Here is a 21,478-nt window from a genome sequence, read left to right on the forward strand (position 1 = left end):
GGAACTCCTCGAGAAGTCCGCGGAACAGCTGTTCGCGGTCCTCGGTGAGCTCAAGGGCGGCGCCATGAAGGTGGGCCAGGCGCTGTCGATCATGGAAGCCGCGATCCCCGACGAATTCGGTGAACCGTTCCGGGAGGCACTCACCAAGCTCCAGGCGGAAGCACCGCCGATGTCGGCCGACAAGGTCCACAAGGTGCTCGACCAGCAGCTCGGTACCCGCTGGCGTGAGCGCTTCAAGGAGTTCTCCGACGAGCCGGCGGCGTCGGCGTCAATCGGCCAGGTGCACAAGGGTGTGTGGTCCGACGGGCGCGAGGTCGCAGTCAAGGTCCAGTACCCGGGCGCCGACCACGCGCTCAAGGCGGACCTGAAGACGTTGTCGCGCATGTCGGGACTGCTGCAGCGGCTGTCGCCGGGCACCGACGTCAAGGCGATGATGGACGAACTCATCGACCGCACCGAGGCCGAACTCGACTACCTCGGCGAAGCCGAGAACCAGCGGGCCTTCGCCAAGGTGTACGACGGGCATCCGGACTTCCTGATCCCCAAGGTGATCGCGAGCGCACCCAAGGTCGTGGTCTCGGAGTGGGTCGACGGGATCGCGCTGTCGAAGGTCATCACGACCGGCGACCAGAAGACCCGCGACAACGCGGCCGCGAAGATGGCCGAGTTCGAGGTCAGCTCGCCCTACCGGGTCGGCTTGCTCCACGGCGATCCGCATCCGGGCAACTTCTTCATCGCCGATGACGGCCGGTTCGGCGTCCTCGACTTCGGTGCGGTCGGCCATTACCCCGGCGGACTGCCTCCGGAGACCGGGCCGATCCTGCGACTCGCCCGCGACAAGAAGTACGACGAACTCAAGGAACTGATGGTCGAGGCGGAGTTCATCCGCCCGTCGCATGCGTCGAAGGTCACCAGCGCCGACCTCGAGGCGTACCTGCGGCCGTACGTCGACCCGCTGTACTCCGAGTCGTTCCACTTCACACGCAAGTGGATGCAGCGTGCCGCGGGCAAGGCGACCGACGTGCGCGGCGAGGTCTACAAGACTTCGCGGAACCTCAACGTGCCCAAGCGGTTCGTGATGGTGTTCCGTGTGCTCGGCGGCTGTGTCGGGATCGCCTCGCAGCTCGAGGCGCACGCACCGTACCGCGCCATCATGGAGGAATGGGTGCCCGGTCTGGGCGACTGATCCCCCCGACCAGAACAGCGACGCCGCGAGCAACTGCTCGCGGCGTCGCTGTTCTCTGTCTCAGGCTGCGTTCTTCCGCGGCCGGCCGCGAGGCCGCTTGCGTGCGATCACCGCGCCGCGTTCGAAGATCTCGCCGCCCCACACGCCCCAGGGCTCGGCGCGATCCAGGGCCGCCTGCAAGCACTGGGTCTTCAGCGGGCAGTCGGCACACATTGCCTTGGCACGCTCGAGGTCGCGGGGATTGTCGGCGAACCACAGGTCGGCGTCGGCCACCTGGCAGGGAAGGTCGAGCTGGGCGGTCGCTGCGCGGTCCGCCGAGAGACAGGACTCGAGTACGCAATCGACAGTCATTGGTTTCTCCACATCTGCTCGTTTGGGATTGGTGACCCATGTCCTCGATGTGGCTGCCGGTCCGAGAATCCCTGCCGGGATGATGCTCGGTGACAAAAAAGAGGGCCACGGGTTTCGCCTCTGCGATTCGCCCGTGGCCCGAAGTTCTCGGAGGTCTAACTCCGGAGAATCGGTGTCGGTACGGGGAACCCATGCGGCGCGGGGGCTGCTGCAGCTGTTGCCGGCGGCGCTACGTGCGCTGCTGCCGCCGCGGCGACTGCTGCCGGATGCACTGCCGCTGCGGGCTGTGCGATCGCCGGGAGGGCCGCTGCGTCGGCCGGCGGTGCCGGAATGGTCGCGCGAGTGGCGACCGGACGTGCGCAGACTGCAGGCAGCCAGGAGCGGTTGCGACGGGCGCGCAGAACGACGGCGTGTGCCTGATTCGGCTTGGCCGCAGGCACGGCGATGCCGGCCTGGTTCACGGTGCTTCCGTTCACTGATCCGCTCCTCTCTCTTCTCGATGGCTCCCACATGAGCGATGGGCTCCTGGTGGGCACAAGAGTGTTTCCCACCCGTGTGCTGACGGAGATCAGCCTAAACGGTACGCCAGAAAGCGCACAACCTATTTTTGACCTGCGGTTTTGACGAGATCGAGGAGATCCTCGCCGTACTCGTCGAGTTTCTGCGCCCCGATCCCCGAGATCGACACCAGCGCAGCGGTGTCCGTGGGCCGTTGTTCGGCGATCGCGGTGAGCGTCTTGTCGGAGAAGACCACGAAGGGCGGGACCTTTTTCGCCTGGGCGCGGGCCCGGCGCCACTCCTTGAGTGCGACCAGGAGGTTCTCGTCCAGGTCCGACGGACACCCCGCGCACCGACCGAGCAGCGTCGCCGTCGAATCCATCAACCGCGAGCCGCAGACGCGGCATGTGGGTCCCTTGCGGGGCGTACGTTCTTTCGCGATCTTCGAGGCCGGCGAATCGTCGGGGATGAGATCGGTCAGGAATCGGGACCGACGACGGGCGCGGCCACCCTCGTTGCGGGCGAGGGCCCACGACAGATGTAGGTGCTCGCGGGCACGCGTCACGCCCACGTAGAACAGTCGGCGCTCCTCCTCGACGTCCTCCCACGAACCCTTGATGGCCTGACTGATCGGCAACGATCCGTCGGTCAGCCCCACCAGGAAGACCGCATCCCATTCGAGTCCCTTGGCCGCGTGCAGCGACGACAGGGTGACGCCCTGGACCGTCGGCGGGTGGCGAGCCTCGGACCGGGTCGTGAGTTCTGCGGACAGCTGCGGCAACGTGAGATCGGGGTTCTCGGCGACCATCTCCTCGGTGAGCTGCACCAGCGCCTTCAGCGACTCCCACCGGGCGCGCGCCTGCGCACCCGACGGTTCCTCCTCGGTGAGCCCGAGTTCGCCGAGGACCGCGCGCACGACGTCGATCGTCGTCACACCGGGCTTCACCTCGCGGTTGGCCACCGTCGCGATCTGCCGCATCGCCTGACGCACCTCGGTCCGCGCGAAGAACGCCTCGCCACCGCGCACCTGGTACGGGATGCCGGCCTCGGTCAGCGCCTGCTCGTAGTTCTCCGACTGGGCGTTGACGCGGTAGAGGATCGCGATCTCCGACGGCGCGACACCCGCCTTGATGAGGTGCTTGATCTCGATCGCGATCGACGTGGCGGCGGCCGGCTCGTCGTCGTACTCGGCGAACTGCGGCTGCGGACCGGACGGGCGCTGGCCGATGAGACGGAGCCGGGTGCCGGCGATGCGCCCGCGCGCGGCGCCGATCACGCGATTGGCGAGGTCGACGACTTCGGGCGTGGACCGGTAGTCGCGTTCCAGCCGGACGACCGTCGCCTCCGGGAAGCGGCGGCTGAAGTCGAGCAGGTAGTTCGGGGACGCGCCGGTGAACGTGTAGATCGTCTGATTGGCGTCGCCGACGACCGTCAGGTCGTCGCGCTCGCCGAGCCAGGCGTCCAGAAGACCCTGCTGGACGGGCGTCACGTCCTGGTACTCGTCAACGACGAAACACCGGTAACGCGAGCGGAACTCGTCGGCCGCGCCGGGTTCGATGGTCAGGATCTGCGTCATGTAGATGAGCATGTCGTCGAAGTCGAGAAGGCGATCGCCGTCCGGCGAGACCTTGGAGTCCTCGTAATGGCCGTACACCGCGGCGACCTTCTGCGGGGGCGCGGGTGACTCGCGTCCGAGGCGCCCGACCGCCTCGACGTAGTTCTCCGGCGAGATCAGCGTGGCCTTGGCCCATTCGATCTCCGACGACAGGTCGCGCAGGGTGTCGGTCGCGGTGTCGAGTCCGGCGCGGCGCGCGGCGCGCGAGATGAGCGGGAACTTGTTGTCGAGCAGCTCCCACCGGGCATCACCGAAGGCGCGCGGCCAGAAGTAGCGCAGCTGCCGCATCGCCGCGGCATGGAAGGTCTGGGCGGCGACGTTGCCGGTGGCGCCGCCGACGCCGAGGCTCCGCAACCGGGTCCGCATCTCACCCGCCGCGCGGGCGGTGAACGTGACCGCGAGGACCTGGCCGGGATTCACCTGCCCGGTGTCGACGAGGTGGGCAATGCGGCGCGTGATGGTGCGCGTCTTGCCCGTACCCGCGCCGGCCAGCACACATACCGGGCCGCGCGGTGCGAGGACGGCCGCGGACTGCTCCGGGTCGAGTCCCTCGACCGCGCCGGCATCGCGGGAGCGGGCATCGGGGTTCGCGGGGAAGGTCGGGTGGCGCACGGACTCCACTATGTCACCACCCACCGACGCTCTTTCGGACCGGCGATCGGGCTTGTGGGTGACGCGTCCCACGTCGTCGATCGCATGCGCCGGCGGGAACAGCCCGCGCATGCGTGGTGTTATGGCAGTCATGAGCAACGTGATCGACGACGAGGCCGGCGCCCGTAACTCCGACACCGGCGAACTGACCATGTACACCACCTCGTGGTGTGGTTACTGCGCCCGCCTGAAGACCGGACTGAAGGCGAGTGGTATCCCCTGGCAGGAGATCGACATCGAGCTGAACCCGGATGCCGCCGATTTCGTGGGCAGCGTCAACGGCGGCAACCACGTCGTCCCGACCGTGCTCTACGCCGACGGCACGACCGCGACCAATCCCTCGATCGCCGAGGTCAAGAAGAAGCTCGGCGTCTGATCTCGTGACCTGAAACCCGGGCCGGCCCTCGCCGGACCCGGGTTTCTCGTCTCCCGGGTGCGCGGCGTGGTTACCGGGCCGCGGCCCAGGACTCGATCAGCGTGCGTGCGATGGAGATCGATCCGGGCAGCTGCAACCGGGGCGCCTCGCCGTCGGGCCCGGGGTCGGCACGCGTCCACCCGTCCCGCGACAACGCCTCGCGCACCTCGTCGCGATGGAACCACTGCGCATCGCCGATCTCACCGTCGAGAAAGGCGAGTTCGTCGGCGGGATCGCCGATCGCGGCGAAGCCGAGCATCAGCGAGCGAGGGAACGGCCACGGCTGACTGCCCAGGTAGCGCGGTTCGCGAACCACGATGCCGACCTCTTCGTGTACCTCGCGCAGTACACATTGTTCGAGCGACTCCCCCGGTTCGACGAACCCGGCGAGCGTCGAATACCAGCCATCGGGCCAGACGGCCTGGCGTCCCAACAGGATCCGGTCGGCGCCGTCGTGGACCACGGTGATGATGGCAGGATCGGTGCGCGGGAACTCGTCCCGGCCGGACTGGACGCTCCGACGCACCCAACCGCCACGCGCCGGCTGGGTCGCCGACCCGTCGACCGGCGAATGACTTGCCGTCTCATGCCAATTCAGGATTCCCAGCGCAGTGACGAGCAGGCCCGCCTCGTCCGGCGTCAGATATACCGCGCCACGACGCGCGTCGTCGGTGGGTCCGTCGATGTGGTCGACGCGGCGCGCCCACCGGTCGACGCCGTCCACGATGCCGAGGATCACCGCGTCGGCAGGCGGCGCATCGGCGACGGTGGTCGCCGGAACCCAGTGCAGCACACCGGACTCCCCGACCGGGTACCGACCGTTGGAGTCGATGAGCAGTACCTTCGCCTGTGGCCATCCCGCCAGCATCCGCTCGGCGTCGTCGCGGATCTCGTCGGCGCGGTGGAAGCTCGCGCGCGACAGCAGCGGCTGTTGGACCAGTTCGAAGTGCACGTCGGTGTGTCCCTTTTCGGTGGTCGGTGCGGGGTACTCGGTGCGACGCGGCCGGTCGTTTCCGGGGCTCAGTCGTCGCCGGGACTCTTGCGGACGTACAGCAGCCGATCGCCGACCTCGATCTGTTCGACCTCGCTGTCGTCGACGCGGTGCAGCACCCCGTTGCGGACGACGCCGAGCACGATGTCGCGGGTGTGGGCGGGCGAGCCGCCGGTCTCCGTCGGGTCGACCTCGCGTTCGGCGATGGCGTAACCCGCATCGGGAGTGAGGAGATCCTCGATCACCTCGACCACCGACGGGGTCATCGTCGCGATGCCGAGCAGACGCCCGGCCGTCTCCGAGGACACCACCACCGAGTTCGCGCCCGACTGCCGCATGAGGTGGGTGTTCTCCGACTCCCGGATCGACGCCACGATCTTGGCCCGCGGGTTGATCTCGCGTGCGGTGAGAGTCGCCAGGACGGCGGTGTCGTCGCGACTGGTGGCGACCACGATGCTCGCGGCGTGGGCGACACCGGCGAGGCGCAGCACGTCGGACTTGGTGGCGTCGCCCCGGACCGTGACCAGCCCGTTGGAGGCGGCCGACTCCAGCACGGTCGGATCGGAGTCGACGACCACGATCTCGGATGGCTTGATGCCGTCGCCGCGCATGGCGTCGACCGCGGTGCGGCCCTTGGTGCCGTAGCCGATGACGACGGTGTGATTGCGCACGGAATTCCTCCAACGCTGGATCTTGAGCGCCTGCCGGGACCGTTCGGTGAGCACCTCGAGGGTGGTGCCGATCAGCACGATCAGGAACAGCACACGCAGCGGCGTGATGATGATGATGTTGATGAAGCGGGCGAAGGGACTGATCGGCGTGATGTCGCCGTAGCCGGTCGTCGACAGGGTGACCGCCGAGTAGTACAGCGCGTCCAGATAGGACAGCTCGCTGTTCTGCGCGTCCCGATATCCCTCACGATCGAGCCAGACGACCACCGAGGTGAAGAACAGCGCGAGACATGCCCAGAGCACGCGGCGTCCGATCGCGCGGGCGGGGCTCTGCTGCAGCTCGGGGATACGGACGACGCCGACCAGTGCATGGTCGGGCCGGTTGGCCAGTTCGGCGTCTGATCCGAAGCGGCCGCGGAAGCGGTTACGCACTGCCACGCTTGCGCTCCTGGAGTTCGCTCACACGCTGAAATGTAACCCACCCGGCGGCGCGAGGGCTCATTTGGCGAGCTTGGCGGCGAGCGTGGCCTCGTCGGGCAGGTCGTCGGCCTCCAGGGTGTGTCCGTCACGCACGTAGTGGAAGGCTGCGTGCACCTTCTCCACCGGCACACCGGCCAGCTGCGCCCAGGCGATCCGGTAGGCGGCCAGCTGGATGAACAGCGATTCCCGTTTCGCCGGTTCTGGTACGACGCCGGTCTTCCAGTCGACGACCGTCCACGACCCGTCCTTCTCGGCGAAGACCGCGTCGATGCGGCCGCGCACGACGATGCCGCCGATCACGGTCTCGAACGGCACCTCCACCTCCGTGGGGCTGCGGTTGGCCCAGCGCGAGGCGAGGAAAGCGTCGCGGAGCGCGTCGAGATCGGCGTCGGGGCTGGCCGTGGCGTCGGCGGCGCCCGGCAGTTCGTCGATGTCGAGCAGCCGGGTCGCGCCGAACCAGCGTTCCACCCAGGCGTGGAATGCGGTGCCGCGCCGCGCCATCGGGTTGGGCCGGAAAGGTGTGGGTCGGCGGAGCCGGCGCGCGAACTCGGCCTCGTCGGCGTCGAGTTCGACGAGCTGGCTGACCGAGAGGTGCGTCGGCAGCGTCACCTCGACGAGTGCCTGGTTGGCCTGATGGTGTTCGGCCAGCAGGGCCGACACCTCCGCCTCCCACGCCGCCACCTCGTCCTCCGGGTCCGGCGGCATCGGCAGCATCTCCGGACCGTCCGAGGCGTCCGGCGCCTCGAACAGCGCGGGCGCCTCGCGGGCGGTGATGGCGTCGAGGACGAGGTCTGCGGCCGCCTGCACCGCGTCGCGCCGGCCGGCGAGCGGATCACGCGGCCATGGCTGCGCCACAACGCGTTCGGCAAGCGGATTGGTCGCATCCTCGGCGGGCGGCGGGGTGCGCACCGCGATCGACAGGCCGGTCGAGTCGACGGCCGGATCGGTGATCGCCTCGTCGATGGCGACCATCAGCTCGTCGAAGAAATCCGAGCCGCCGCGCGGCTTGTCGCCGGTTTCCGACCAGTGGTGGGCGGAGATCATCAGGTCGTGCCGTGCGCGGGTGAGGGCGACGTAGAGCAGGCGCCGATCCTCCTCGAGGCGTCGTTCGCCGATCGCCGCCTTGTGGTCGGACAGGGCGTCCTCGAGTTGCTTGCGGTCGCCGACGGTGTCGATCTTCAGCAGCGGGAAGCCCTCGGGCGTGCCGTCGGCCGACTCGGCCGGGATCGCGAGGTCGCCGCGCAGGTCGGCGGGCAGCTCGCGCGCGCTGCCCAGCCACGTGGTGTCGGCCTTGGCGCTCGGGAAGATGCCCTTGGCCAGGTGCGGGATCGCCACGACGTCCCATTCCAGCCCCTTGGCCGCGTGCACGGTGAGGATCTGCACGCGCTGTTCGGCGACCTCGATCTTGCCGGGTTCGAGACCTTTCTCGATGGACTCGGCGGCGTCGAGGAACGCCAGCAGCCCAGGCAGATTCGCGCCGGGACGATCGGCGTAGTGGCTGACGTAGTCGGCGAAGGCGTCGAGGTGTTCACGACCGGTGATCGCACCGCGCATGCGCCGGGCCCGGATCTGCGCCTCGACCCCCACGCCGATGGTGTTCTCCACATCGGCGACGAGTTCGGGCAGTGGTTGTCCGATGCGGCGGTGAAGGGATTCGAGCTGCGCGCCGAACGCCCGGATGCGGGCGTATCCCTCCGGGCTGTAGTCGGTCGGATCACCCGGATCGACGACGGCGTCGGCGATTCCGGCGCGATCGACGATCTCGGTGGGCAGCACCGCGTCGAGCGCGGCGTCGAGTTGCTCGCGGCTGGTGACGACGCCACCCGCCTCCGCGTAACTCTCGGCGGCGAGCGTGGTGGCCCGGCGCCACAGGGCGGCAAGGTCTTTGGCCCCCAGGCGCCAGCGGGCGCCGGTGAGGAGCCGCATGACCGCGGTGCCGGCCATCGGGTCGGCCATCACGCGCAGGGTCGCGACGATGTCCTCGATCTCCGGGACGTGCAGCAACCCGCCGATACCGACGACCTCGGTGGGGATGCCGCGGCTCTCCAGCTCCGCGGCCAGCGGAGCCGAATCCTCGTTGCGCCGCACCAGGATCGCCGTGGTCGGCGGTGCCTCACCGGCGGTCTCGGCCGCACGATAGCGCCGCTCGACCGCGTCGGCGATCCAGTTCCGTTCGTCGAGAACGGTCTCGGTGAGGGCGATGGTCGCGGTGCCGTGAGGAGCGTCGGGGCGGGGTCGAAGGATGGAGACCGGGATGCCGCGGCGCCGCAGTTCCTCCGAGATCTGGTTGGCCAGGCGGAGGCCCTGCGCCGCGTTGCGCCAGCTCGTGAGGAGCTCGCGACGTTCGGCGGGCGTGCCGTCGGGGCGGGGGAAGTCCCGGGCGAATCGCGGCAGATTCGCCGCCGACGCGCCGCGCCAGCCGTAGATCGACTGGATCGGGTCACCGACCGCGGTGACGGCGACCGACTCACGCGACGGGTCGTGGCCGCCGAACAGGGTCGACAGCAAGACGCGCTGCGAGTGTCCGGTGTCCTGGTACTCGTCGAGGAGGACCGCGCGGAACGCCGTGCGCTCGGCGGACACGACCTCCGGGTTGGACACGACGAGCTTTGCGGCGAGTGACATCTGGCTGCCGAAGTCGAGTGAGGACTGCGCCCGCATCGTCTCGCCGAGGGCGATGACCATCGGGATCAGTTCGCGCCGTTCGTCGATGACCTCCTTGACCTTCAGCAGCGCCTGCGTCGGCTTGTCGCGCTGCTTGGGTCCTTTCGGCAGGGTGTCGATGAGCTCGTACAGTCGCGACCCCGCCTCGGTGAGATCGTCGATGTCGACGAGATGTTCGGACATCTCGCCGTACAGCTTGAGGACCGACTCGGTGACGCCGGCGGGAACCTTCTTGGTGTTCAGCTCCCCCGGCCACGACGAGACGAGCGAGAAGGCGAGCTGCCACAGTTCGGTCTCGGTGAGCAGCGTCGACGACGGTTCGACGGGCAGCAGCAGACCGTAGTCGGCGATCAGCCGGCCGGCGTAGGCGTGATAGGTGCTGACCTCGGGGTCCGCGCCGCGCAAGCGCGCGGCCAGCGTCCCGTCCGGGTCCCAGGTCCGCAGTGCGGGCGCGCCCGACAACATGGACAGGCGACGCCGGATGCGTGCGCCGAGCTCGCTGGCGGCCTTGCGCGTGAAAGTGAGTCCGAGGATCTCGTCGGGGGCCACGACCTGGTTGGCGACGAGCCACACCACCCGCGAGGCCATCGTCTCGGTCTTGCCCGCACCGGCACCGGCGACGACGAGCATCGGTTCGACCGGCGCCTCGATGACCGCGACCTGTTCCGGGGTCGGGTCGGGAAGGCCGAGCGCCGCGGCCAGCGATTTCGCGCCGATCAGCGTCCGGCCGGTCGTCGGTGCGCTAGTCATCGGTCACCGCCTTTCCGGGGATCTTCGCGGGGCAGCTGGTGGTGAGGTTGCAGTGCACGCAGCCCGGGTTGGGTGTCGCGTGGAAGGTCGGGCCGATGCTCGCCCGCGCGGCCCGGCGCACGACGCCGATCCACTCGTCGAGCATCTCCGGTGTCAGCGGCGACTGGACACGTTCGGCCGCTCCGGAATTGCGGTTCGCGGTGGACACGTAGACCAGACGTGCGCCACCCGGCGGGACATCTCCGAACTGCGGCACTCCCCCGTGGGCCAGCGCGACCTGATAGGCCGCCATCTGGGCGTGCTCGTCGGCCTCGGCCTTGGTGATCGCGTTCTTCGACGTCTTGACGTCGACCACCACCGGGCGTCCGGCCGAGTCGGTCTCGAGGCGGTCGACACGGCCGCGCAGACGCACGTCGGGTGCATCCGCGGAGTCGGGATCACCGGTGGGACCGCCGGGAACGGTTGCGTCGACCGGCAATTCGACACCCACCTCCTCGAGGTCGGCACGAGAGATCCGCAGCCAGTCGCGGAAGTGGCCGAGCATGCTCTCGGCGCGTTCGAGTTCCCGGGCCGAGTACCAGCCCGCACCGGTGTCGACCCGGTCCCAGATCCCGCGCAGCGCCGCGGTCACCTCGGCCGGATCCAGCTGTCCCGCAACGGCCTGCACGAGCGTGTGGACCAGGCTTCCGGTGAGCGCGGGCGTACCGTCACCGTCTCGGCCGCCGTTCCGTTCCAGCACCCAACGCAGCGAACACCGGTTCAACGCCTCGACATTCGACGGCGACAGCACGACGGGTCCGGTGTCCGGCGTCCACAGCGGCGCGTCGGTGCTGGGTTCGGCGAGCCCGAACCAGTCGCGCGGGTGGGCGCCGGGGATGTCGGAGTCGGCGAGTTCGGCGAGCAGGCGGGCGGCGGCCCGGGTCCGGTCATCGGGCTCGTGGGCACCGCCCATGACCACCGAACGCAGGGTCGCGACCAGTGACGGGAGCGACAGCACGCGGTCCACGCCGGGGTCGAGCCGGAGCTCGGCCTGGGGCGCTTCGTCGTCGGGATCGTCGACGAGATCGGCCAGTTCGGTGAGGAAGCGGGACGGCGAGGCGTCGCCGCTGCCGTCCTCCACCGCCGTGACGAGGAGCCTGCTGCGTGCACGCGTGCAGGCGACCAGGAACAGCCGCCGCTCGTCGGCCAGTGCGGTGGCGCCGCGCGCGACGGTGTCGACCGCGCCGGCGTCCATGCCGTCGAGGATGTCGACCAGCGCGCCGGTGGAGAGCACGCCACCCCGGCTGCGTAGCGACGGCCACAGCCCGTCCTGGACCCCGGCGACCGCGACGACCTCCCACTCCCGGCCCACCGCGGCGTGCGCCGACAGAACGGTCACCGATTCGCTTGCCGCCGTGGCGGTTCGGCTGTCACGCGGAATCTGCAGCTGGGAGAGGTAGTGGACGAATCCGGCCGGACCGGCGGCGGGCAGGGTGTCGGCGAAGTTGGCCGCCGCCTCGAACATCGCCATCACGGCATCGAGGTCGCGGTCGGCCTGCTCCCCGGCCGGGCCGCCCCGGACCGCCGACGCCGCCCAGCGTCGTTCCAGACCGGTGGCCTGCCAGGCCGCCCACAGCGTCTCCTCGACGCCGCGGCCGGCATCATGTGCCCGCTGCCCGGCGGCCACGACGTCGAGTACGCGGGCCAGCGGCGCCGCCTCGGTCACGGTCAGGGCACGGCGGTACCGCGCACCGAGCTCGGGGTCGAGGAGTGCGCGGGTGAGCGAGGTCAGCGAATCCGGTTGAGCCGTCGGGTCGTTCTTCTCGTCGAGGCGTCGGATGCCACGCCGCAGGCGCCGCATCGCGCCGGGATCGGCCGCTCCCACCGGGCCGGACAGCAACGTGAGCGTGTCCTCGGTGGTGAACAGCTCGCGCTGCGGGGTCGCCTCGCTCCGCGTCGACGGGTCCTCGCGGCGGGCGGCGACCACGCGCAGCACCAGCATCAGCGCGATCACCGCACGCTGGCGGTGCAGCGGCAGGTCGCTGGCCGGGGTGGTCACCGGGACACCCGCCGACCGGAACGCGCGCCGCAGCGGAGGCAGGGCGAGGGACACCGACCGGACGATCACGGCCATCTGCGACCACGGCACGCCGTCGAACAGGTGCGCGCGGCGCAGCAGATCGGCGATCGCGGTGGCCTCCTTGGCCGCCGAGCCGTACACGCGCACCGCCGCGACGTCGCGTGGCACGCCGGCGGCGGATTCGGTCTGCACCGGTTGCGGATACGCGTGCGGGCGCGCCCCGGGGAGCCGTGCGGCGATCGCACGTCCCAGGCGCGCGAGATCGGGGTGGGAGCGGAAGTCGTGTTCGAGCACGATGTCGCGCTCGGATCCCGCCTCGGCGAGCCCGTCGGCGAAACGTGGGCTGGCCCCGCGGAATCCGAAGACCGACTGATCGGTGTCGGCCGCGATGATCGTCGAGGTGGTGCCGGTGCCGACCAGCCGGATCAGCTGTGCCGCCTGCGGATCCAGATGCTGCGCGTCGTCGACGAGCAGGTGGCGGATGCGGCGGCGTTCGCCGCTGAGCAGTTCGGGGTCGGTCGCGAAGGCCGACAGCGCCGAACCGATCAGTTCGGCGGCGTCGACCGCCGGTGCCGATGCACCGGGCGTCTCGAGTCCGACTGCGCCGCGCAGCAGCATGTTCTGCTCGTACTGGGCGTAGGCACGGGCCGCGGCGGTCCACTCGGGGCGTTTGTGTTCGCGACCCAGCGCCGCGAGTTCTTCCGGGCCGACGCCGCGTTCGGCGGCCCGCATCATCAGGTCGCGCAGGGCCTGCGCGAAGCCGTCGGTGCCGAGTGCCGGCCGTAGATGTGCGGGCCAGTACTCCGCACCGTCCTCGATGTCGCCGGCCAGCAGCTCGCGCAGCACGACGTCCTGTTCGGAGCCGGTGATGAGCCGCGGGGGCGGGTTGCCGTGCGCACTCGCCTGGAGGCGCAGGATCGCGAAGGCGTAGGAGTGCACGGTGCGCACGAGGGGTTCGCGGAGCGCTCCGCCCAGCACGCGCCGCCCGGTCGCGTTGGCCGAGAGCACGCGCCGGGTGATCTCCTCGCGCAACGCGACCGCCGCGCGGCGGCTCGAGGCCAGAACCAGGACCGATTCGGGATCGGTCGCGGGATCGAGCAGACGCGCGACGGCCGCGTCGACGATCAGGGCGGTCTTGCCGCTGCCCGGTCCGCCGTGGACCCGGACCGGACGCCACGCCTGCTCCTCCTCGCCGGCCGGGATGCTGGCTGCAGGGTCGATGACCTGCGCGATCGCCGGCGGCCACTCACGGGGACGGTCCGCGGCCTCGGGCGCCGCGACGAGCCGTGCGCGCAGGGCGCTGCGCGACGCCTGGGTGCCCGGTTTCCGACTCATGGGCTCCATCGAATCATGCGGCACCGACGACTCCGGCGGCCCGAGGTGTCGGTGCGGGTGGGTCGGGCTCGCGACCCGCGCATACGGCAGGATGGACGGGTGACAGCTCTCAACACGTATGTCTTCGGCGGCGGCTCGGCGGAGGGCGACACGGTCCTCGCGATCCACGGTCTCACCGGCCACGGTCGTCGCTGGGAGCCGCTGGCGCAGAACCTGAGCGGTGTCCGCATCGTCGCTCCCGATCTCATCGGCCACGGTCGTTCGCCGTGGCGTCCGCCGTGGAGCATCGAGCATCATGTTCGTGCACTGTCCGCCGTGCTCGACGATCACGTCCCGGCCGGGCGGCCGATCGTCATCGTGGGCCACTCGTTCGGCGGTGCACTGGCGCTACACCTGGCCAATCGCCGGCCGGACGCCGTCAAGGGACTCGTCCTCCTCGACCCCGCCCAGGGCCTCGACCCCGAGTTCGCGCTCCAGGTCGCCACCGACAGTCTCGACAACTGGGACTACGCGAGCGCCGACGCCGCACGCTCGGCCAAACGCGCCGAAGGCTGGGCGGACGTGCCCGACGACATCCTCGAGGCCGAGCTCACCGAGCACCTCATCCCCCGCCCGCACGGCCGGGTGGGCTGGCGGGTCAGCGCACCCGCGGCCGCCGCGTCGTGGAGCGAGATGGCCAGGCCCGCAGTCCTTCCGCCGCCGGGCGTGCCGACGCACATCGTCGTCGCCGGTCAGGTGCAGCCGCCGTTCGTGCGGCCGGCGTTCCTGGAGGCCTGCGCGAGCGAACGCGGTGACAACGTGACCGTGCACCACGTCGACTGCGCGCACATGGTGCCGTTCCTGGAACCGGAATTGTCCGCGTCGCTGATCCGCTCCCTGCTCTAGGGCCCCGATGGCTGCGATCACCGAGGAGCAGGTGGAAGCCGTCCGCGCCCTGGTCGCGGAGATCCCGGTCGGTCAGGTCAGCACCTACGGCGACCTGGCCGGCGCGGCCGGGTTGTCCAGCCCCCGTATCGTCGGCTGGATCATGCGCACCGACACCGCCGACCTCCCGTGGCATCGGGTCGTCCCCGCGAGCGGCCGTCCCGCACCTCATCTCGCGAACCGTCAGCTCGAACGGCTTGCCGCGGAGGGCGTTCCGATCGTCGGCGGACGAATCCGGTTGCGTGAGTGCCGGTGGGCCATCCCCTAGCGCCGACGGGTCAGACGAGGCGCGGCACCGGGGTTCGTCGGTACGGGCTGATCGCGGCACGCATGCGCGTGACGATGAGGTCGACGATGCGCGGGTCGGGTCCGAGGGGCGCGGCCACCGCGTCGGCGCCGTAGGTCTCGAGCCGCTGGTGGAACAGTCCCGGCGCGAGCAGGTAACTGGCGACCACGACGCGGCGTCCGGTGCGGCGCGCCCTCTCGATCGCCTCGGGCACCGACGGTTGCGCGGTCGTGATGAACCCGACCTCCACGCGGCCGCCGATCAGCGACTCGAGTTGCCGTGCAGCCAGATGCACCTGGCCGCAAGCACTCTGATCCGACGATCCGGCGGCGGCCAGGACCACCGCGTCGCCCGGTTCCCAGCCGGCCTCGGCGAGTCGGAGCCGCGCCACCGCGGCGATCGACGGGTCGGGGCCTAGCGCACGGGTCACGACGGTGTCGGTTCGACCCCCCAGAGCGACGTGTTCGGGGATGTCCTTGCGAACGTGGTACCCCGATGCGAGGAAGGCCGGCACCAGGACCGCGGGCTTGTCGAGATCGGCGATCACCTCACTGGGCGTCGGTCCGAGCACGTCGACGAAGGCGGTACGGGTGAGCCCGATCCGCGCGCCAACAGCCTCGGCGATCTCGGCGATCACGTTGACCCCGTGCGGGTTACGGGTGCCGTGGGCGACCAGCACCGGACTGACGTCGCGCAGGCGGTCGCCGTGCGGGAGCCGGACGTGGTTGTCTCGCATGTGTCCTCCCCTGGACCTGGTCATCGTCTTCGGCAGTCATTCGTCTTCGGCGTCGTACTCGAGGTCGACGGCCAGGCGGTAACCGCGTTTGACGACGGTCTGGACCATCTTCGAATCCCCCAGCGCCGCACGGAGTCGCGCGACCGCAACCTCGACGGCGTGGGTGTCGGAACTGTCGCCGGGCAGGACCGCGAGCATCTCCTGCCGCGACACCACCCGACCGGGATTGCGGGCGAGCAGTTTCAACAGCAGCAGGCCCGTCGCCGACAGGTCCTTCAGCTCGCCGTCGACGACGACGGCCTGCCCGCGGATCGCGGTGTCGTGTCCGGCGACTCGCAGCACGTGGGCGCGGCGCGGGAGTTCGTCGGTGATCAGGCGCGCGAGCGCGCCGAGCCGGAACCGGCGCGGATACGTCGTCGGGATCTGCAGCGCCTCCAGCGGACTCGCGGTCACCGATCCCACACACATCACCGGGACCGCGGTGCGCAGTGCGTGCACGAACTGCTGCAGCTTGCCGAGTTCCTTGGCGCGGGTGAGGATCGACGCCGCCGCCGGCGCACTGGTGAAGGTGATCGCGTCGAGGTCACCGCGCAGCACCTGCGCGATCATCTTGTCGATGCGCGCCACGTCGGGATGCATGTTCCAGCGGTAGACCGGGATCGGCACGACCACGGCGCCCGCGGCCCGCAGGACGGTGCAGAAGTCCGGCAGCGGTTCCCATTCGCTCGTCGCGCCGTGCAGCTGGACGGCGATCCGCACACCCTCGACGCCCTCGGCGAGCAGGTGGTCGAGCACCTCCGAGGAGGACTCGCTCTCCGGCGACCACTCCTCGCGCAGTCCCGCGGCGCGGATGGCGCCCTTCGCCTTGGGACCGCGCGCGATCAGCCTGCTCTGCGACAGCGAACGCAGCACGTCCTCGGCGTTGCCCCAGCCGTCGGCCGCCTCGATCCAACCGCGGAAACCGATGCCGGTGGTCGCCACCATGATCTGCGGCGGCGAGGCGATGATCTCCTCGGTCACCCGCTCGAGTTCGGTGTCGTCGACGAGCGGCAGGATGCGAATCGTCGGAGCCTGGACCACCCGGGCACCGCGTCGTTCGAGCAGTGCGGCGAACTCCTCGGCACGACGCGCCGCGGTGATGCCGATGGTGAATCCGGTCAGTGGTAGCGGGTCGGCGGGCAACGGGTCCGGGTCGGTCGGGTCACCGGGAAGATTGATGGCGTTCACGCGGGAAAGAACACCTCGACGATCCGCTCGACGACGCGCACGCCGTAGCTCGGCACGGAGACCGATTCGTCGTCCAGGCAGACGCCGGTCCGCAGTGCGAACACCTGCTTGCCCAGCGGCGAGGCGACCGTCGGCTCGCCGGCGCGGTCCCCGGTGAGTCCGCGCGAGAGGACCGCGGCGCGGCCGAACGGGTCGATGTTGCCGATGGCGTACAGGCGGGAACGGCCGGGTGCGGCCTCGCGGTCGGTCTCGGCGGCCGGCAGGCGGAACAGCGCCGCCTGCTCACCGCGCGGACCGAGCACCGCGACGCCGCGGCCGACGATCAGGTCGTCGATCGGGCAGGCCCGCATCCAACTCCCCTCGACCGTCCCGGGCATCTGCCCGGTCTCGTCTGGTGCGATGGTCATGTCGGCACTCCTTCCTTCACCGGCGCCGCGTCCACAACCGGCCCGGTGTCCGCGTCCGCTCCCGGACGCACCTGCGGCATGTCGAGCAGCACCGGCACCTTACGTTCGTATTCGGCGAACCGGATGGTCGGGTCGACCACGTCGGGTGCGTTCACGAACGACACGAATCTCTTCAACTTGTCCTCGTCGTCGAGCACCGCCGCCCATTCGTCGGTGTACCCGGCCACGTGCCGGGCCATCGCGTCCTCGAGTTCGGCGGCGAGCCCCAGGCTGTCGTCGCAGACGACGGCCTTGAGATGGTCCAGACCGCCGTCGAGCGACTCCAGCCACGGGGCTGTGCGCTGCAGTCGGTCGGCAGTCCGGATGTAGAACATGAGGTACCGATCAATGTAGGCGACCAGCGTGTCGTCATCCACTCCGCTGGCCAGCAGCTGCGCGTGCTTGGGACTCTGACCGCCGTTGCCGCCGACGTAGAGGTTCCAGCCGTTCTCGGTGGCGATGACGCCGACGTCCTTGCCGCGGGCCTCCGCGCATTCGCGGGCGCATCCCGAGACGCCGAACTTGATCTTGTGCGGCGACCGCAGACCCCGGTATCGCTTCTCGAGGAAGACCGCCATGCCGACCGAATCCTGGACGCCGTAGCGGCACCAGGTGGAGCCGACGCAGCTCTTCACCGTGCGAAGGCTCTTGCCGTAGGCGTGACCGGACTCCATCCCGGCGTCGACGAGGCGCCGCCAGATCTCGGGCAGCTGGTCGACGCGGGCGCCGAACAGGTCGATGCGCTGGCCGCCGGTGATCTTGGTGTACAGCCCGTAGTCGCGGGCGATCTCGCCGATGACGATGAGCTGCTCGGGCGTGACCTCGCCGCCCGGCATGCGCGGCACCACCGAGTACGAGCCGTTCTTCTGCATGTTCGCGAGGAAGTGATCGTTGGTGTCCTGCAGGGCGGCCTGCTCGCCGTCGAGAATGTGATCGCTCGACGTGGAGGCGAGGATCGAGGCGACGGTCGGCTTACAGATCTCGCAACCCAGGCCGGTGCCGAAGCGGTCGATGAGTTCGGAGAAGGTCCGGATGCCGGTGACGGCGACGATCTCGAACAGTTCGGCGCGCGACTGGGCGAAGTGATCGCACAGCGACGTGCTGAGCTCGACGCCCGACGCGGAGAGGAGCTGCTTGATGCTCGGCAGGCAGCCGCCACAGGTGGTGCCCGCCGAGGTGCAGCCCTTGATCGCGGCGATGTCGCAGGCGCCGTCGGCGATGGCCGAGCAGATCGAGCCCTTCGACACCCCGTTGCAGGAGCAGATCTCGGCATCGTCGGGCAGCGCGTCCATGCCGACGCCGGTGCCGCCCTCGGGAGCGATCAGGGCAGCGGGGTCGCCGGGGATCTCGCGACCGACCATCGGCTTGAGCAGCGCGTAGGCCGAGGCATCCCCGACGAGGATGCCGCCGAGCAGGGTCTTCGCGTCGTCGCTGACGACGATCTTGGCGTAGCGGCCCGCGACCGCGTCGTGGTACGTGATCTCGAGCGCGTTCTCCGTGGTCGCGAACGCGTCTCCGAAGCTGGCGACGTCGACACCTAGCAGCTTCAGCTTGGTCGACAGGTCGGCGCCGGGGAAGGTCGACGATCCGCCGAGCAGGCGGTCGGCGACGACCTCGGCCGTCGAATAGCCGGGCGCGACGAGTCCGTAGCAGCGACCCTCGACCGCGGCGACCTCACCGATGGCGAAGATGTGCTCGTCGTCGGTGACGCAGTTCGTGTCGACGAGGACACCGCCGCGCTCCGCTACCGCCAGGCCCGCGTCGCGGGCGAGCTGATCGCGGGGTCGGACACCGGCCGAGAAGACGACCAGCGAGGCGTCGATCAGCGATTCGTCCGAGAGCGTGACACGCAGGCCACCGTTCTCGCCGTCGGCGATCTCCGAGGTGCCGACGCCGGTATGGACCTCGAGGCCGAGGTCGGTGACGAGGTTCTTCAGGATCGCCCCGCCGCCGGCGTCGACCTGCATCGGCATGAGCCGCGGTGCGAACTCGACCACATGCGGCTTGAGGCCCATCAGTTTCAGGGCGTTGGCCGCCTCGAGCCCGAGCAGGCCACCGCCGACCACGACGCCCGTCGCACCCGGGCCGGCCGTGTCGGCGGCCGCCCGGATGTCGTCGAGGTCGTCGAGCGTGCGGTAGACGAAACACTTGGAGTTGTCGTGCCCCGGCACCGGCGGCACAAAGGCGTAGGAACCCGTCGCGAGAACGAGTGCGTCGTAGTCGATCTCGCGGCCCGCGGAGGTCACCACCCGACGCTGCGCCCGATCGATGCCGGTGACGGTCTCCCCCAGATGCGTGACGACGAGATCGTCACCGTCGTAGGTATTGCCGTCCAGCGCGAGCGAATCGCGCTGCCACGCACCGACGTAGGAGGACAGACCCACGCGGTCGTAGGCCGGATCGGCTTCCTCGCTGACGATCTCGACGCGCCACCGGTTGTCGGTGTCACGCTTGCGCATCTCCTGCACGAAGCGGTGGCCGACCATGCCGTGACCCACCACGACGACGGTGTTGCGGCCGGTGCTGGTCTCGCTGCTCATTGTCTACTCCCTGTGCCTTGCCTGTTGGTCGGGTTGCGCCGCGGGTGAACTCAGGCCAGCGCTTCCTTGGTGACCGGCTCGCCGGTGCCGGCGGTGGTGCCTGCGGTCTCCGCGACCGGCAGGTCGGTGGTCTCGCCGACGACGATCGGGCGTCGTGCGTAAAACCACCAGGTGACCACCGCGGCCACCACATAGAAGGTGAGGAACACCCAGAATGCCTGCGTCGCCGACTGATTGGACTTGTAGCTGGACCGCAGCACCAGGTTGATGCCGACACCGCCGAGGCCGCCGGCCGCACCGGCGATGCCGATGAGCGCGCCGGACATGCTGCGCGACCAGGTGGACTTGCCGAAGGCGTTCAGACCCGACAGCGTCTGCGCCTTGTGCTCCCAGATCGTCGGGATGATCTTGTAGACCGAACCGTTGGCGATCCCGGAGATCAGGAACAGCAGGATGAAGCCGGTGATGAAGGCCGCGAGGACACCGCCGCTGATCACCTTCCCGTTGGCGTCGGCCGACATACCGGCGATCACGAGGATCGACGCCGACGCGGCCATCGCGATGAAGCAGTACAGCGTCACCTTGCCGCCGCCGATACGGTCGGCGAGCTTGCCGCCGTAGGGACGGGCCAGCGAGCCGAGAAGCGGTCCGATCCAGGCGATCTGCGCCGCCGCGAGGGCGGGCTTGGAGGCGCCGGCAGAGGTGAAGCTGATGTTGAGGACCTGGCTGAACGCGAAACCGAAACCGATGAACGAGCCGAAGGTGCCGATGTAGAGCAGGCAGATGAGCCAGGTGTCGCGGTAGCGGAGGCAGTCGATCATCGCCTTGCCGCTGGCGGTCTGATGGTCGAGGTTGTCCATGTAGATCGCCGCGCCGATGCCCGCGACCGCAAGTGCCACCAGGTAGATCGCGCAGACGATCTCGGGCTGGTCGGCGAAGAGCCAGATGACCAGCAGTCCGATGACCTGGACGACCGGGACGCCGATGTTGCCGCCGCCGGCGTTGAGGCCCAGCGCCCAGCCCTTGAGTCGCTGCGGGTAGAAGGCGTTGATGTTGGTCATCGAGGAGGCGAAGTTGCCGCCGCCGAAGCCGGTGATGGCCGCGACCGCGAGGAACCAGCCGAACCCGAACTCGCCCGGGTTCATCATCAGCATCATCGTCAGGCCCGTCGGGATGAGGAGCACGATGGCGGAGAAGATGGCCCAGTTGCGTCCACCGAACTTCGCGGTGGCCTGGGTGTAGGGAATGCGCAGGCACGAGCCGACGAGGGTCGCGGTCGCGGCGATGACGAACTTCTGATCCATGCTGATGCCGTACTCGGGACCCATGAACAGGGCCATCACCGAGAACAGCGACCAGATGGAGAAGCCGACGTGTTCGCAGATCACCGACCAGACGAGGTTGCGCTTGGCGATCGCGGCGTTGCCGTTCTCCCAGGCGACGCGATCCTCCGGGTCCCAGTCGGTGATCGTGTGGTCACGCTTGAGCTGTGTTCTGAGGTCTGCGAAGGCCATTCGTCCCCGTCTTCCGATGCTTGGTGGTCACTGCACGAGCAGTGCGGGCTGTCTTCTCGACACGACAGCGAACTGTCATATCGGACGCCGACACCTGTGTCGTGCGACTGAGACCAAGCATCCCGGGGGCGTGTTGCGC

Annotated in this window: 16 protein-coding genes; 4 read left to right on the plus strand and 12 right to left on the minus strand. The window is 69.7% G+C overall.

The features are described 5' to 3' along the window. The coding region (locus GOALK_RS16960; protein ID WP_006360069.1) for an ABC1 kinase family protein at positions 1-1,186 on the plus strand (1,186 nt) is incomplete at its 5' end. A gap of 60 nt (positions 1,187-1,246) precedes the next feature. Here GOALK_RS16960 and GOALK_RS16965 read toward each other — a convergent pair. The 3 genes from GOALK_RS16965 to GOALK_RS16975 form a co-directional block, all read right to left on the minus strand. Continuing rightward, positions 1,247-1,537, minus strand: coding sequence for a WhiB family transcriptional regulator (locus GOALK_RS16965; RefSeq protein ID WP_006360070.1), 291 nt, complete (start codon positions 1,535-1,537; stop codon positions 1,247-1,249). Between the two features lie 155 nt (positions 1,538-1,692). Continuing rightward, a complete protein-coding gene (locus GOALK_RS23620; protein ID WP_006360071.1) occupies positions 1,693-2,013 on the minus strand; it encodes a hypothetical protein in 321 nt (106 codons plus the stop codon). A gap of 125 nt (positions 2,014-2,138) precedes the next feature. Continuing rightward, on the minus strand, positions 2,139-4,271 hold the full coding sequence (locus tag GOALK_RS16975; protein WP_040004328.1) for an ATP-dependent DNA helicase UvrD2: 2,133 nt from the start codon (positions 4,269-4,271) through the stop codon (positions 2,139-2,141). A gap of 121 nt (positions 4,272-4,392) precedes the next feature. On the opposite strand from GOALK_RS16975, the gene GOALK_RS16980 reads away from it, so the two are divergent. Continuing rightward, the gene (locus tag GOALK_RS16980; protein ID WP_006360073.1) at positions 4,393-4,677 is read left to right on the plus strand and encodes a mycoredoxin; all 285 of its coding nucleotides are present in this window, start codon (positions 4,393-4,395) and stop codon (positions 4,675-4,677) included. Between the two features lie 70 nt (positions 4,678-4,747). Here GOALK_RS16980 and nudC read toward each other — a convergent pair whose 3' ends face one another. The 4 genes from nudC to GOALK_RS17000 all read right to left on the minus strand — a co-directional run bounded on the left by nudC (position 4,748) and on the right by GOALK_RS17000 (position 13,666). Beyond that, positions 4,748-5,668 carry an NAD(+) diphosphatase gene (gene nudC, locus GOALK_RS16985; RefSeq protein ID WP_006360074.1) on the minus strand — a complete coding sequence of 307 codons (921 nt, stop codon included), beginning with the start codon at positions 5,666-5,668 and terminating at the stop codon, positions 4,748-4,750. 68 nt (positions 5,669-5,736) lie between these two features. Next, a complete protein-coding gene (locus GOALK_RS16990) occupies positions 5,737-6,816 on the minus strand; it encodes a potassium channel family protein (RefSeq protein ID WP_006360075.1) in 1,080 nt (359 codons plus the stop codon). A 60-nt stretch (positions 6,817-6,876) separates the two neighbouring features. Beyond that, positions 6,877-10,272, minus strand: a complete 3,396-nt coding sequence (locus GOALK_RS16995; protein ID WP_006360076.1) for an ATP-dependent helicase — start codon at positions 10,270-10,272, stop codon at positions 6,877-6,879. Then, a complete protein-coding gene (locus tag GOALK_RS17000) occupies positions 10,265-13,666 on the minus strand; it encodes an ATP-dependent helicase (RefSeq protein WP_006360077.1) in 3,402 nt (1,133 codons plus the stop codon). The genes GOALK_RS16995 and GOALK_RS17000 overlap by 8 nt, the downstream gene beginning before the upstream one ends. A gap of 99 nt (positions 13,667-13,765) precedes the next feature. Here GOALK_RS17000 and GOALK_RS17005 point away from each other — a divergent pair, with 99 nt between their 5' ends. Both GOALK_RS17005 and GOALK_RS17010 read left to right on the plus strand, forming a co-directional pair. Continuing rightward, on the plus strand, positions 13,766-14,551 hold the full coding sequence (locus GOALK_RS17005) for an alpha/beta fold hydrolase (RefSeq protein ID WP_006360078.1): 786 nt from the start codon (positions 13,766-13,768) through the stop codon (positions 14,549-14,551). A 7-nt stretch (positions 14,552-14,558) separates the two neighbouring features. Then, complete coding sequence (locus GOALK_RS17010) at positions 14,559-14,858, plus strand: MGMT family protein (RefSeq protein WP_006360079.1); 300 nt, start codon at positions 14,559-14,561, stop codon at positions 14,856-14,858. A gap of 10 nt (positions 14,859-14,868) precedes the next feature. Here the strand turns inward: GOALK_RS17010 and GOALK_RS17015 are convergent, their stop codons facing one another. Genes GOALK_RS17015 through GOALK_RS17035 form a run of 5 tightly spaced genes read right to left on the minus strand, consistent with a single transcriptional unit; the run spans position 14,869 to position 21,339 of the window. Further along, the gene (locus GOALK_RS17015) at positions 14,869-15,612 is read right to left on the minus strand and encodes a sirohydrochlorin chelatase (protein WP_006360080.1); all 744 of its coding nucleotides are present in this window, start codon (positions 15,610-15,612) and stop codon (positions 14,869-14,871) included. A 36-nt stretch (positions 15,613-15,648) separates the two neighbouring features. Continuing rightward, positions 15,649-16,839 (minus strand): uroporphyrinogen-III synthase, encoded by a 1,191-nt coding sequence (locus GOALK_RS17020; RefSeq protein WP_006360081.1) that lies wholly within the window; start codon positions 16,837-16,839, stop codon positions 15,649-15,651. After that, complete coding sequence (locus tag GOALK_RS17025; protein ID WP_006360082.1) at positions 16,836-17,246, minus strand: nitrite reductase (NAD(P)H) small subunit; 411 nt, start codon at positions 17,244-17,246, stop codon at positions 16,836-16,838. Before GOALK_RS17025 ends, GOALK_RS17020 begins: the two co-directional genes overlap by 4 nt. Further along, a complete protein-coding gene (gene nirB / locus GOALK_RS17030) occupies positions 17,243-19,825 on the minus strand; it encodes a nitrite reductase large subunit NirB (protein WP_006360083.1) in 2,583 nt (860 codons plus the stop codon). The genes GOALK_RS17025 and nirB overlap by 4 nt, the downstream gene beginning before the upstream one ends. A 50-nt stretch (positions 19,826-19,875) precedes the next feature. Next, complete coding sequence (locus tag GOALK_RS17035) at positions 19,876-21,339, minus strand: nitrate/nitrite transporter (protein ID WP_006360084.1); 1,464 nt, start codon at positions 21,337-21,339, stop codon at positions 19,876-19,878. Positions 21,340-21,478: the final 139 nt, after the last annotated feature.

Source organism: Gordonia alkanivorans NBRC 16433, from assembly GCF_000225505.1.
GTDB lineage: Bacteria > Actinomycetota > Actinomycetes > Mycobacteriales > Mycobacteriaceae > Gordonia > Gordonia alkanivorans.